Source organism: Bradyrhizobium yuanmingense (assembly GCF_900094575.1).
In the GTDB taxonomy this organism is placed as follows: Bacteria; Pseudomonadota; Alphaproteobacteria; order Rhizobiales; family Xanthobacteraceae; genus Bradyrhizobium; species Bradyrhizobium yuanmingense.
Map to the genome: position 1 here is coordinate 791096 of NZ_FMAE01000005.1, position 13707 is coordinate 804802.

At 59.1% G+C, this 13707-nt stretch carries 12 protein-coding genes and 1 pseudogene; 7 read left to right on the forward strand and 6 right to left on the reverse strand.

What is annotated here, in order from left to right; genetic code table 11:
- Positions 1-118 precede the first annotated feature (118 nt).
- Positions 119-901: a Crp/Fnr family transcriptional regulator gene (locus GA0061099_RS21225; protein ID WP_036025673.1), complete on the forward strand. Its 783-nt coding sequence runs from the start codon at positions 119-121 to the stop codon at positions 899-901.
- A 48-nt stretch (positions 902-949) separates the two neighbouring features.
- On the opposite strand, the gene GA0061099_RS21230 is transcribed toward GA0061099_RS21225, so the two are convergent.
- Positions 950-1558, reverse strand: a complete 609-nt coding sequence (locus tag GA0061099_RS21230; protein ID WP_036013669.1) for a cysteine hydrolase family protein — start codon at positions 1556-1558, stop codon at positions 950-952.
- A 392-nt stretch (positions 1559-1950) separates the two neighbouring features.
- Positions 1951-6075 (reverse strand): LuxR C-terminal-related transcriptional regulator, encoded by a 4125-nt coding sequence (locus GA0061099_RS21235; protein WP_420886542.1) that lies wholly within the window; start codon positions 6073-6075, stop codon positions 1951-1953.
- Positions 6076-6687: 612 nt separating this feature from the next.
- Between GA0061099_RS21235 and GA0061099_RS21240 the strand changes: the two genes are divergently transcribed.
- Positions 6688-7479, forward strand: a complete 792-nt coding sequence (locus tag GA0061099_RS21240) for a Crp/Fnr family transcriptional regulator (RefSeq protein ID WP_036025682.1) — start codon at positions 6688-6690, stop codon at positions 7477-7479.
- Positions 7480-7633: 154 nt separating this feature from the next.
- Here GA0061099_RS21240 and GA0061099_RS21245 read toward each other — a convergent pair whose 3' ends face one another.
- The 3 genes and pseudogenes from GA0061099_RS21245 to GA0061099_RS21255 form a co-directional block, all read right to left on the reverse strand.
- On the reverse strand, positions 7634-7906 hold the full coding sequence (locus GA0061099_RS21245) for a hypothetical protein (RefSeq protein ID WP_036013665.1): 273 nt from the start codon (positions 7904-7906) through the stop codon (positions 7634-7636).
- 366 nt (positions 7907-8272) lie between these two features.
- A pseudogene (locus GA0061099_RS42120) lies at positions 8273-8533 on the reverse strand (hypothetical protein); the annotation flags it as partial.
- Positions 8534-9156: 623 nt separating this feature from the next.
- Positions 9157-9846, reverse strand: coding sequence for a LuxR C-terminal-related transcriptional regulator (locus tag GA0061099_RS21255; protein WP_050995957.1), 690 nt, complete (start codon positions 9844-9846; stop codon positions 9157-9159).
- 892 nt (positions 9847-10738) lie between these two features.
- On the opposite strand from GA0061099_RS21255, the gene GA0061099_RS21260 reads away from it, so the two are divergent.
- The gene (locus tag GA0061099_RS21260) at positions 10739-11080 is read left to right on the forward strand and encodes an H-NS histone family protein (RefSeq protein WP_036025684.1); all 342 of its coding nucleotides are present in this window, start codon (positions 10739-10741) and stop codon (positions 11078-11080) included.
- Positions 11081-11135: 55 nt separating this feature from the next.
- Here the strand turns inward: GA0061099_RS21260 and GA0061099_RS21265 are convergent, their stop codons facing one another.
- A complete protein-coding gene (locus tag GA0061099_RS21265) occupies positions 11136-11357 on the reverse strand; it encodes a hypothetical protein (RefSeq protein WP_074448032.1) in 222 nt (73 codons plus the stop codon).
- A gap of 424 nt (positions 11358-11781) precedes the next feature.
- On the opposite strand from GA0061099_RS21265, the gene GA0061099_RS21270 reads away from it, so the two are divergent.
- From GA0061099_RS21270 to GA0061099_RS21285, 4 genes are all read left to right on the forward strand, one after another.
- Positions 11782-12345 (forward strand): acyltransferase, encoded by a 564-nt coding sequence (locus GA0061099_RS21270; protein ID WP_050995956.1) that lies wholly within the window; start codon positions 11782-11784, stop codon positions 12343-12345.
- A 51-nt stretch (positions 12346-12396) separates the two neighbouring features.
- A complete protein-coding gene (locus GA0061099_RS21275; RefSeq protein WP_036025687.1) occupies positions 12397-12723 on the forward strand; it encodes a hypothetical protein in 327 nt (108 codons plus the stop codon).
- 18 nt (positions 12724-12741) lie between these two features.
- Complete coding sequence (locus GA0061099_RS21280; protein ID WP_074448017.1) at positions 12742-12984, forward strand: acyl carrier protein; 243 nt, start codon at positions 12742-12744, stop codon at positions 12982-12984.
- 301 nt (positions 12985-13285) lie between these two features.
- Positions 13286-13707 (forward strand): DUF4082 domain-containing protein (locus GA0061099_RS21285; RefSeq protein ID WP_245311229.1); only part of this gene is annotated, 422 nt, incomplete at its 3' end.

Genomic DNA, 13707 nt, shown 5'->3' on the forward strand with positions numbered 1-13707 from the left:
CTTGTATCGGCAAGCGGCCTGCTGCCTCGCCGATACTCCAGACGAACCTATCAAACGTTAATGCTTTCCGCCGTCATTATCGGCCACACTTGGGCCGACGGGGGCCGTCGGAGATCAAATGCAGGCAGGATTTGCTTTCTCGAGGCTGGCCGACCGCCTGACGAGCCTCGTCGAACTGACCCCGGAACATCTCGATCTGCTTGCGGACATGCCGAGCAGCATCGCGCATTTCGGCGCGCATCAGACCATCCTGCGGCAAGGTGATGAGGCAACGCAATGCTGCCTGGTGCTCCAGGGATATCTGTCCTGGCAGAATGACGAAAGCGCAGATGGCCAGATCACCGCGATTTGCGTGCCCGGCGACATCGCCAACCTGCAAAGCCTGTATCGCCCGCGCATCGAGGGCAACCTGACCGCGCTCGGTTCCGCAATCGTCGCGCTCGTGCCGCACCGCTTCTTTCGCGAGCTCGCGGTGCGATCTCCGGCAATGTCGCACGCCTTGCTGTTGATGCTGCTTGCCGATCACGCCATCCAGCGCAACTGGACGGTGAACCTCGGCAGCCGGGACGCGTTGACACGTGTGGCGCACCTGCTCTGCGAGATCACGGTGCGGCTGCAAACCGTCGGGCTCGCCCGGGATTTCAGGTTGTCCTCGCCCTTCACCCAGTCCGACCTCGCCGCAGCCTGCAGCATCTCCCCGGTCCATGCCAACCGCACCATCCAGGAGCTGCGCCGCTGCCATCTGCTGCAATGGCAGGGCAAGACCTTGACCATCACGGACTGGCCGGGCCTGGTCCGGCTCGCCGGCTTCGACCCAACCTACCTGAGCATGCGGTCCGGCGCGGACGATGCTCGGCCGCCGCATGCGAGACCGGTGGCGGCCGACGTCGCGGTCGCTTGATCCGCCTCGTGGGCGCGAGGACCTTGCGCGGCTCAATGACGTCGGACCCTACTCCCGCCAGACCTCGGCCAGCTCTTCCGCTGTCACCAGGTCGACCTGGCCGTGGAAGCGGGTGCGGTACATCGTCATGAGCGCGTCGTGGCCGACGTCGGACGAGCTGCACAGCGCGTCCTCGACAAGGACGATCCTGAAGCCGAGATCGACGGCGCTCAGCACCGTCGAGAGCACGCAGACGTCCGTCTCCGCGCCCGATATCACGACGGTGCCGACGTTCTTCTCGACCAGCAGGCTCGCAAGACCGGGATTGCTGAACGCGGAATAGGCCGGCTTGTCGATCATCGCCGCCGGCGGAACGAAACGTGCCAAGGCCGGCACGAGCTCCAGAGCCGATGACGGCAGATGCCTGCGCGTGGCCTGGCGCCAGCGGCGGAAATAACTCTGCCACTGCCCCGGGCGATCCTCCGGATCCTGCGGGGTGATGAAGCGTGTGAAGATCGTTCTCTCCGCGTGGCGCGCAACGACCGAGACGACCGTCGGCAGCACCCGCTCCATCCAGGGCGTCGCCCAAAGGCCATCGGGGGCGAAAATGTTCTGCATGTCGATGCACAGGTGAACGGCGCCGCGGATCTCGGCAACATCGGACATAGCGTCCCTCATCGTCCTCCACCTTCAAGCGCATTCGGCGACCAGTTGCGAATGCGGGGCGAGGGCTTTGGTTCCGAATCGCGGCGTGCAGCGCGAACCCCGCCCAGAAAAGCTATAAAAATGAAGGTGGTGCGCTCGGAGGGCGGTCGCATTTTCTGCGATTTCAATGAGTTATCGAGGACTATCAATGCATCAGGGGCATTTCAAGTCTAAGAATATCTTTCAGGAAGGCCACCCAAGGCGCGTCTTGTCGGGTGGCGTTTTTCGAGAGATCGCGCTGTCCCACGGCACGATTGGTCCCACGCCGGCCACTCAAGGATCTAGGCTGCATATCAACCGACCAGTATGCGGAGCAGGCTGTTCAACATCGGCCCTGCGTCCTGCTCGCGAGACAATGCAACATTTCAAATCAGTAGGTCATGGTGCGCAGCTACAGGGGCGTGATGGGGACCGTTATTGCCATGGTTGGCCGCGGGATCATCCAGTCCGTTGGGCAGGATTTTGACGAGGATATCGAGGGTGGCCGTCTGACCGGGCTTGACGCGTGGATCGAGCGGAATGTGGACCTCTCTAGGTTCAATCGTGACGATGGGAGTGAAAGGAGTTGCGTCGCTGTCGAAGCGGAACACCCGCTCTTGATCGGCGGCGCCGGTCTCGAACGCAGCTTTAGCCGGCTGTGCGGCCTCCGATGCGATTGCGGCAGGTTGCGTAGCGTGCTGCGAGTTTCCGTTCCCTGCACTATCGCCTTTTGTGGCGCTCGATTCGGCAATTTCAGCTGCTGCTGATGCCTTTGCGGAGGTCGAGTGTGACGAGTGTGAATTGTATCCTGAATTACTGTGCTGCAGGTCAGCCAATTTTGCCGTGGCCACTGCTGCCGACGCGCTTGCGTTCGATGCACGATGATTGTCGCCATCGCCGACACTCATCTCGGACATGAAGACAGTTTCAGCCAACTCCGTGGTTGTCGCCTTTACAGGCTCCGGCTCCGCCGTTGCAACACTTTCGTCAGCCTTCGGGCCGTGAGCAGAGGTCGAATGCTCCCATTTGTTACTCTGCTCCACGCCGCTGGGCTCTGCCATCTTCGCTGACTCGCGCGTATAGGCTGGAGTCCAGGAATGATGCTCGTTGTCATTGCCGAGGCCATTGCCCGGTGTCGCCTTTGCTTCGGCCGTCTCGGTGGCCGCCGTTGCCGACCCTCGCTCCGACGCGCGCGAGTTGCTGTGGTCCAGACCGCCTGGTTCGGCCGCTTTTGATGGCCCTGACGAATCGTCCGAAGCCAGTGGATCATGCGCGTTGTCCTTGCCGGCGCGATTGCCCGGCATGGACTTCACTTCGGCCGTCTCTGTGGCCACCTTTGCCGACCCTCGCTTCGACGCGTGCGAGTTGCTGTCGTCCAGACCGCCTGGTTCGGCCGTTTTCACTAACCCCGACGGATCGTCCGAAGCCAGTGAATCATGCGCGTTGTCCTTGCCGGCGCGATTGCCCGATACGGACTTCGCGTCGGCCGTCTCCGTGGCCGCCTTTGCCGACCCTCGCTCCGACGCGTGCGAGTTGCTGGCGCCCAGGCCGCCTGGTTCGACCGTTTTCGCTGGCCCGGACGAATCGTCCGAAGCGAGTGAATCATGCGCGTTGTCCTTGCCGGCGCGATGGTCCGGCATGGACTTCGCTTCGGCCGTCTCCGTGGGTGCCTTTGCCGACCCTTGCTCCGACGCGTGCGAGTTGCTGTGGTCCAGGCCGCCTGGTTCGGCCGTTTTCGCTGACCCTGACGAACGGTCCGAAGCCGGTGGATCATGCGCGTTGTCCTTGCCGGCGCGATTGTCCGGCATGGACTTCGCTTCGGCCGTCTCCGTGGCTGCCTTTGCCGACCCTCGCTCCGACGCGTGCGAGTTGCTGTGGTCCCGGCCGCCTGGTTCGGCCGCTTTTGCTGGCCCTGACCAATCGTCCGAAGCCAATGAATCATGCGCGTTGTCCTTGCCAGCGCGATTGCCCGGCATGGACTTCACGTCGGCCGTATCTCTGGCGCCGGCCATTGCAGACATTTGCTCGGGAGCGTGCTGCGCCCCTTCGCGGTCGTCCCTGTGCGCTGTCGCGAGGCTCGATTCACCAAAATCGGCTGCTTCCGGTGCGTTTTTAGAGGTTGAATGCACCGGCTCGCCATGTTCCGCGCTGCCTGTTTCTGCCGTCTTCCCTGACCTTCCCGAAGGGTCCGAAGCCGGGGATTGACGCTCGTTCTCATCACCGACATCACTCCCAGGTATGAAGCCACCGTCCGTCTGCTCCGCACCTGTTTCCTTTGCAGGCCATGGCTCCAGAACATGCTGTGAGTTACTGCCGCCCGCGCTACCGGCCGCTGCGATGCTGGGGCCGGTGCCTGCATCGTTCCCCTGACTCTTCAATGTAAGACTTTCAACTTCCGTTACCGCTGCAGCATGAGCAAGCACGATCGGTGATATGCGAGCCGACCCCTCGGTCCCATCCACGCTCTCTTCCGTTGTGCGGACCGGCGCGAATTCAGTCCTCAAGCCGGCATCAGCCAGACTGTCCCAAACTCCATTGGTCCCGAATGTGCTCTCTCTCGTCCCGATACTTGCATGGGCACTGTCGGTACTCAGAATAGCTTCGATTGCAATCACGGATGTCAGCGCTTCTTCGAGCTGCTCCAACGTGAGAGCGGCCGCCGCGGCTGTCGGCTGGCCGACAAAATCCGATTCTGCGATGGATACAATTCCCGGCAGATGGATTTCCAACAGGTCGCGGTCTCCGATCTCCAGAACATGATCGGTCGCATTCACATAGACGATCGTTTCATTGGTTGTGGAGTTGAAGATCCAAGCGACGGTGTGTGGCGGTATGGACTTGCTTGCTGCTGTCATATGAAGCCTGGCAAGGGCTCCGAAAGCCGCAAGATTGATCCTGCTCGGCCCAGACGCGAAGTTGAAGACAGAGTCGGAAGAGGTAGAACTGGAATCGGTCGGGTCGCGATGAACAACGTTTTCAGTGACGTTGCCGCCCATCAGCTGATCGTGGCTATATCCGCTACTACCGGCATCGTGACTGAAGTGCACGAGGCCGGCAAGTTTTTGGAGAGTCTCCCCTACGGTACCATCACTCGAGTGGCCCCGAGTGCCTTCTCCGGCGGCGCTTTCATTTTCAGCGGCCACAAACGCGGAAGGCAGGCGAGAAGCCTGCGCAAGGAAACCCGGGACTGAATCATCTACATGATGATCGTCGGCATTGGTGATCGCAGCCAGTTTGGTGGCCGCATTGTATCCGGTAACGTCCACGAAGCTGTCGAGCGGCGCTTTGGCCGGGTCATGCGACGGCAATGCCAAATGGGGATCGCTGAGTGTGTAGATCAACGCACCGGTGAGGGTGGCGAAAGTACCATACCCTCCGTGAATCAAAGTCGGATTGGATGTCAGCCGCGAGAATAGATGTTCCTCGGTGGAGTCACCTCCAATCTTCGCGTCGTTCATTCCTCGCAGGGAAGGTGTGGCCAAACCGGGCGTGCTTGATCCAACAGAACCGTAGTCCTTCCACGATTTCGAGCCTGCGGATTGCTCAGCGGTGCGAGGCGCTTCCATTGCCGAGGCCGCGGTCGAGATTTGGCTCGCCCCGACAAAAACGCCTCTCTGAGTGAGCGACGGCTTTTCGTCGGAATCCGCGACGATGGCGTGACGGAGGATAGCTCGCTTCCAGAGCTCATATTCGGCATACTCCACCGCGGGGCCGGTGCTGTCGTCATGCGGAAGAATGTCGTTTGCCTCCGACGCCTTGAGTTCGTCCGCAATGGCGACCGCCAGGAGAGCCAGCGAGAGCATTCCGAACCCGGACGGGCGTTGTAGCAATGCGAGGGTGGCGAGCACCGTCCTGTTGGTTATTTCAAGCTTCTGAAATATGTTGTGCAGGTGTACTTTAACGGTTCCATCTGAAACGTTTAGCTGGTGCGCGATCTCCTTGTTCGACATTCCTTCTGACACCAGTCGTACAATTTGACGTTCGCGCGGCGTCAATAGCTCCAGTAGGTTGTCGATTTTGCTGCTGTCGGTTTTCTCGACGGTTGGCGAGAGATCGGACTGCTCCAAAAAGCTACGCTTCGTCATCAGTCGCAGCGATCGCAGCACAGCGTCCGGTGCAACATGCTTCGCGATTGCATCACACGCGCCAGCAGCGATGGCCAAGGTTAGATCGTGGTCCGTGTCGGAATCTGTAAAGAACACCAGGCGCGTGGGCAGCCGATCAGCTTTCGCAATGACGAGGATCTCGGATGCCGTTAGATCTGGCAGGGTGTCAGCAAGAAGTGCAACGTCGGGTGTCAAATTCCGCATCGCTTGGATGCAGCTTGTCCCGTCGCTGCACGACGCGATGACGTCGAAGTCCGGCTGTGCCCCGAGTATCGACTCTAGCCCCCGTAGAACGATCGGCTGTCGATCTACGATCACAAGCCGGACGGGCTTGAGTATCCGCTCTTTCGCAGACGTGTCTAACATGGACTCTGCCTCGACCCGGCCGTCTATGTCCTTCGGCATATAGCCGAGACCGAGTGAAGTCATTAAAATACAACGAATAGAATAAAGAAAGAGATTTAATCCGGTTTAACCATATCTAAAATCGCGAATTTGACGTGCAAATGTGCCCATTTGCCGTAGGTCCTAGCCTTTTGCCGAACAGTACGGCGACGCCAGGCCGTTGGGTGGGCTTCGAGTGGGGCACACGAACGGCTCACGGCCGTCATTCCAACGCTATTGGTCCCGGCGGCCAGAACGCCATCTTGGAAATTGTCCGCCCCTGAGACGAGACTTTCAGAGCGCGCTCGCGATCCGCGCCTGGCGCGCTTCACAACTCAAGGCCGATCAGCTGTTCGGAGACTGATCGTTGGCTGGGATGCTGTTCAGCCGCAGCGCAGGCTGCCGTCGGCGAGTCGACGACATCAATTGCAGGTCCGCGACAGGTCCGTATAAGCGCAAGCTGGAGTCGCGGGCGCAGGCCGTCCCTTGAATGGCGGACCAGCGCGTGCTGGCCTTCATCGCAGGAACCATATCTGTGGTTGCCAGTTGACTGCTGTTGAGCTGCACGCCGGACAGCAGCTTGACGAGCCGGCATGAGTTCTCGCGCCGAACATCCGTCGGGGGGTTGATCCCATGATGGACCACGCGACCAGGGTTGGTAATCGGTTGTTAGCAGCGTTGCCGCCGGCGGATTTTGCTTTGCTTGCACCTCATCTGCGGAAGATCGGGATCGAGCGCGATACGGTGCTCGTCCGATCAGGCGATCGGATCGAACATCTTCTCTTCCCCCTGAGCGGCGCGATAGCCACTATCATGGAGTTGCCGAACGGGCAGACGGTCGCCACGACGATAGTGGGCCATGAAGGGGCTGTGGGTCTGACGTCAGCGCTTGGCGCCTCCCACTCGCCCGTGACGGCCGTTGCTCGCATCGCCGGGACCGCGCTGCAGATCTCGCCCGCGCAATTCCTGACAGCGCAACATTGCAGCCCCGCCGTCGCAGCGATGGTGCAAGTGTTCACGAGATCGTTGCTGACGCAACTCCAGCACGTGGCTGCCTGCAACGCATTACATTCTGTCGAAGCCCGCTTGGCGCGCTGGCTGCTTCACATTCACGATCGGGCAAATGGCAGCGATCTCCTCCCGCTGACCCAAGAAACGTTGTCGGAATTGCTGGGCGTCCGCCGCACCACCGTCACACATGTCGTGAGCACAATGCGGACATCAAGAGCACTAAGATCCAATCGACGTGGCCAGCTTGAAATCGATCGGCCGCGGCTCGAAGCCATGGCATGCGAATGCTACAAGGTCATGAGCCGCAGAATCGATCGGATCGTCTCGCAGAGCACGGTCGGGCTCGTTCATAGGCCTCCAGCGCGGAGCGCCTCCCGCTCGCCTGGCGGCCGAATAGCCGGGACAGGCTCTTAGAACCAGTTCGTTTTCGCGAACCACCCCGCATTTGCCCGCGCCATTCGGCAAACCGCGCGAGGCTCGGTCGCTGCAAACGTCCGATCCTGCGCGGCATTTCTTTCGACTTTGCGGCCGGCTCCCGGCCGAAGCGAACAATGGACGAAAATTCCTGTCATCCACTCGCCTTGGGACGCTCGTCACAACAGCCCGACTTCTTGCGAATGAGCGGTATGGCCATGAGCTTTGCCTGTGCGAAGCCGGAAGGCCCACCCGCGGTCCGAGCGGGGTTGTTGGCGCTGCCTGCCTTGCGCAGCTTGCGCTGAAGATTCTCCTCTCGACCTACCCGCTCTCTGAGCTTTTCAAGTTCCGCAAGCTCTGCCACCAGCGCCTCGAGACGTTCTCGAAGCAGCGCCGCAGGACTCTCCGCTCGAACGCGGATATTCATGACACGCTCCTGATCGAGGTCTTGAGAAGAAGTCGCATAAGGTCAGGAAAAGTATGTAATTCACCACAATCGCATGAACATTTGGCAGTGTTTACACCGCAAATCGCGCTGCGGCGGTGCAACAAGGGACGACTCGGCCGGAGTTTAAGAAAGGTCCAGCCCTGCCAAACCGTACGGCGCCGCAGGCTCACGCATGGGCTGAGAAGACTGCTATCGGCTGGATTCGGCTGCACTCGAAATCCTGGTGTTAGCTCCCGGACACTCGGCCTTGCGCTTTTCCTCGTCTTCTTCTGCGCAATCGAGCCCACCACTTGCGTTTGGAATTCCAGAGCTGCCGCCGGTTGCGAAAGGCCCTTTCGCACTGCCTCCGCCACCGCCAGACCCGCCGCTACCGCCGGATCCGCCACCGGCTGCCCCTCCTCCGGCGCGAGATGATTTAGCAGAGCCCCCGCCAGGGGCTCCCCCGCCCCCTGTTGACCCGCCGCTGGAGCTCCCCGGTCCCGATACGGACGACCGGTCGTTATCGAAGAACGACGATTGCCTCCCATCCTTCTGCGTCACTCCACGCAGGCCCCCCGAGCTTGCAATGGCTCCTGAGGTCAGGGAAGTGGATAGAAGCAGAGTCATCACTGGGGGTGTGACGGCCGCAAATCTTCCGCAGGTTTTCAAGAACGCCCGCCGGTCGTCATCTTCGTTGCCGTCCCGGGTCACAACACGCTCTCCTCGGTTTAAAATATTAATTCACGGTATTATACATTAAATGTCTTTTCAACCGATAATTTTCTTTATGTGAGTGGCGTTGCTTGACGTGCGCCGTCAATTGATCGTGGGCAATCTCCCTGCTCGTTCTTGTACTTTCTGGCCTTTCGGGCGCAGCTTCGGAGTTGCGCTCGCCATTTAATATGATTAATTTGCGTTTTAACGGACGTCGAGCGCAGGGCTCGATTGCAACGGGTGATGACGATGCCACTGCAATTCCACCGGTCTGTCCGGGACATGGAGATCTGGAGCGCAACCAGCGAGGGCTTCTCGTTCGTGATCAGCTTCGGAAGCCCGAGAGGCCCCGGCTTTCATGGCCGCGCCGGCTATTTGGCGAGTTGGCGTCCGCTCCACAAAAACCAGGCGGCAATCAAGATTGGCGGTTCGCCCTTTCGAACGTTAGCCGAGGCCGAAGGGGCCTGCAGCGACATGGCTGGGCTTCTGGCGCCACGATAACCCCCCGCGCACGTTCGGAAGAGCCAGACACCCCATTATTTTACGCTCGCCGGATCCTGATGCAAAAGATCAGGGGGATCCATCTTACGTGACGCGGCATGCAGCTCATTTCGCGAAATCGCCAATGCCGCGAGAATCGTGCGATTGCTGATGTCCAGCTTTTGGAAGATATGATGAAGGTGGACCTTGATCGTACCGTCGGCAAGGTTCAACCGACGTCCAATCTCCTTGTTCGATAGACCCTCCGACACGAGCCGCATGATTTGCCGCTCCCGGTCCGTCAGTTGTGCCAGGGGCTTCTCATCGGGGCGGGCCTCATCATTGGCTAGCCATGCGCTCGGCGAGGCCGCTGCTTGGCCCTGGGCGGCTTTCCGCAGGGTTGAGACCAGTATCTCGGCATCCGAATCCTTTGAGAGGACGATGCAGGCCCCCTCCAAGGCCAGCCTTTGCAACTCACAATCGGCCGCGACACCGGCGAAGAAGACGACGGCGGGACTTGGGCCTGAAGCGTTTGCGGGAGCGAGGATCTGCTGCCGGCTGACATCAGGCAGTGCAGCATCGACGAGCGCGACGTCCGGCACAAGAAATCGGATTGCCTCATTGCAGCTTGCGCCATCGCTGCAGGACGCAACGATCGTAAAATCACGCTGCGCTGCAAGAACGCTCCTGATCCCTTGCAAAACGATCGGATGTCGATCCGCGATGACAATTCTGGTGCGGTGCATGCTTCCCCTGCCTATCGCTAACAACCCCCCGTGCAGCCGTTTAATCCAACAATTTCTTCAAAACGCGAGGATGACGGGTCCGCTCGGCGACAACGTCACACAGTCTCAAATCCTAGACAGCCGAACGTTCGACGACTGCCCCACGGTAACTTGACCGGCAAGTATGCGCAGCACCGTAAGAATGCGGTGCGAAAGCAGCGTTGTTTCGACAACGCATGATAGATTCGATCAGCAAATTCCCCCATAGAATGTCTAGGCGCAGGGATCGGCTGCTGTGTCATGATGGTCAACATCCAATTAACTTCGTTGGCACCGTTATTACCAACGATATATTGGGTTATTCACGATTCAAATCTAACATTCGACGAAGTTTCGACGAACACAAGATCGTTCAAAAAAGCAGCGTTTTTGAAGGGAGGAAAAGTAATACTATTCATCAAGGCGAAGCTGGTTAGTAAAGCACGAAAACGGCTGCGTCGCGCAGCCAGTGTAGCAACGACGAAATCCGGTCACCCAAATTGGAGCTGCATATTCGTCAATTCAGCAACTTCAATGAGCGGTCATGGAGGGCATCGTTGGCAATGAGTAGGTGGTCACATGTATTCTTCAGCAGTTTTGCGTCAAACTCATCAGGCTCTCATCATTCAATTCACTGAATTGCAGAACTTGCGTAGCCGCGTGTCGAAGGCCGAGCAGCGATTGCTTGCGCCGAGGCGACGAGCCCGGGGGCGGAGGGCGAAGCGACCGCTGGTTCGGAGGCACGGGCCCAGCCGGTAACTCCGACCACCACGCACACTGGCGCAGCGGCACGGGTGATCGTGCTTGCCGGACCCCGGTTTGACCTGATAAGCCCCCCTCCTGTTTCGGTTCGGAGGTAGTGGGGACGGCTTCCATGGAGAACGATGACTGGGCATCTATGACCACAGCTGAGCTGTGGCGACTCTACGATGAGGTCACTGCTGTTCTGAGTCGCAGGATGACCGCGGAAAAAGCCAAGCTCGAAGAGCGGCTTCGCAAGATCGAAGGTAAGACCGGGGGGCAAACCGAGGGACGTGCACGCCGCCCCTACCCTCCCGTGCTGCCGAAGTATCAGAACCCTAAGAACCCGTCCGAAACCTGGTCCGGCCGTGGTAAGCAGCCTCGATGGCTGAAGGCGCAGCTTCGCGCCGGCAAGAAGCTAAACGATCTCTTGATCGACCGCCCGTCCGCACAACGGCGCCGCCGGGCTGGCTGAACCTCCGACCGGTCCCCGGGACGATGGTGTCAGGGCTGGGCCGCCAGGCGCCACTTTAGCGAGTGCTATCTTCTTTCCCGTTAGGACTGCCGTCGCGACCACCGTTGCCCTTGCCATTATTGCCCTGCACAACATTTCCGCCAGAACTAGCGATGGCGGATGAGGTCAGAGAGGTCGAAAGCAGCAGCGTCATCACGGGAGGAGTGACGGCGGCAAATTTTCCGCAGCTTCTCAAGAACTCACGGCGGTCGTCACTATTGGAGTCGGTCGGGTTCATCAGCGCTCTCCCTGCGATGGTCATAGAAAATAAGCGGATTTGGATGCATCGCAAGTTAAATATGTTAATTCAACCAATTTAATTGCCACCTTCCGCAAGTCCACGCCACTAGCGTGCCATGTCCCGGGAGCTATTCCTTGGCGAAAGGAATGCACGAAAACGCAGCGTGGACACACGCTGAACAGGGGAAACCGATGCCCGCGAGCGGCCAAGCGTTCTTTGATTCGAGGCGGTTGATTGACGGCGGTCCGGGACCGAAACAACGCGATACTAAAAATAATTGAAATCCCAAAAATATAACTCTAATTTTTGAATCGGCGGTTCGCCCGGGCAGGTACCTCATGTCCACTCCGCGAAGGCCGTCGATTTTAGATGGACGCCGTCGGTACGAGTCAATTGACGACGACGCAAATGGGCTTTTCTGATGCATTCAAAGCTCGATCCCAGCATGTCTGATCACAATTTGGACCAGTGGCTCGCCTTCGCGCGCGAGTTCTTGCAGGCTCTGGCAGCTCGCAAGAGGAAGCAGTTCGATCGGAGGGTGTCGATCGGAGACCTTCTCACCGAGCGCGAGGATAACGCCGCAGCATATGGCTTTGGAGAGGGCAGCACGATGTACGACAACGTGCTCGTTCTTGGGCGCGTCAAGGTCGGACGGAATACCTGGATTGGACCGGGATGTATTCTGGATGGTTCAGGTGGAGATTTGCAGATCGGCGATTGGTGCTCCATCTCTGCTGGCGTTCAAATCTACACGCATCACACGGTAAACCGCTCAATTTCGCTCGGCCGGGATCCCATCGATTGCGCGCCCACCTCGATCGGCAATGGAGTCTACATCGGGCCGAATTCGGTGATTCAGATGGGTACAACCATCGGCGACCGCGCCATTGTAGGCGCGAACTCGTTCGTCGATAGAGACATTCCCGCGGGTGCAAAGGCGTTCGGCTGTCCAGCGCGAGTTCAGCTTGCGTCTAAAGCCACATAATGCAAGCCGCATTAGGCGCTCCTGGGAAGGCCGGACTACCGGTGCTTCACGATGCGGCTCGAGGATCTATTCGGTGATTCCGGGCTCATCTCCGTAGTCATTGCAAAGATCGATGGCGGCGTCTTCGTTCTCAATACCTGGCTCATGAGTTGCCGCGTGCTGAAGCGCCAGGTCGAGGACAAGATCATGTATGAGATTTTTCGACTCGCAGAGGTGGCCGGTTGCATGACAGTGCGCGTCATTTATCTTCCGACAACCAAGAACCGTATCGTCGCCGAATTCTACGAGGAGTTTGGTTTCGCGCGTATGGAAGACTCCGCAACCCGAAAAGAGTTCGAGCTGGAGGTGAGGAAGTATCAGGTGCATTCGACAAGATAGATGTTGCCCGGAGAGCCTATGAAGCCGGCTGAAGTATTAGCGAAGTTGCAGGAAGTATTCGACGGAATCTTCCTCGAGAAGATCGCGGCCACCCCCGAGCTCTCGGCGGCGGACGTCGATGAGTGGGACTCGCTCATGCAGATCTCGCTCGTGATCGCCGTCGAGCAGAAGTTTCGCGTTCGATTTCGCGTTGGCGAGGTCGAGGCGGCGCGGAATCTGGGTGAGTTCGCCGACCTAATCGCGAAGCGGATGGAACCATAAGAGTTGGACATCGCGAGTGCGTTCGAAGCTGGGCAAACGGCACATCCCGCTGAGTGCACGAGATCCGTGACGCGCGCCTGCCTTCAAGCTCAAGAGAAGTTGACGAACGGCGCTACTCCAAAGGCATAAATCGCTTCCGATTTAATATTTTTAATGTTATTTAAATATTGTTAATATGAACCAACATGACTGCCGCGATCAAAACTACAACCCGCACAGTTGGTGTTGCTACTTTAGATAGCGTTTGATCACGCTGGCTAGCTGGGGGAGTACAACTGACGTGGTCGGCAAGCGGATCCGCGTGAATGCCACCTACACCGACCTGTTCGGCGCCAACGAGAACGTGACCAGCGCGGCCACGGCGACGGTTGCCGCGGCGAGTGCCACCACTACGCTGTTCACCACCCAGACGCCTGTCATCACCAATGCCAGCGACGGAGTAGGTTATGAGTTGGGGATGCGCTTCACCAGCGACACCTCCGGCTCGATCCAGGCAATCCGGTACTACAAGGCTCCGAGCGAGACGGGCACGCATATCGGCCACATCTGGTCGGCCACCGGCCAGGAGCTGGCGACGGTCACGTTTACCAACGAAGGCGCATCGGGCTGGCAGCAGCAGGCGCTCGCCACACCCCTGACCATCCAGGCCGGCACGACCTACATCGTCTCCGTCAACATCAACAGCAACTACGTCTCCACCACGCAGGGCTTCGCCTCAGCCAT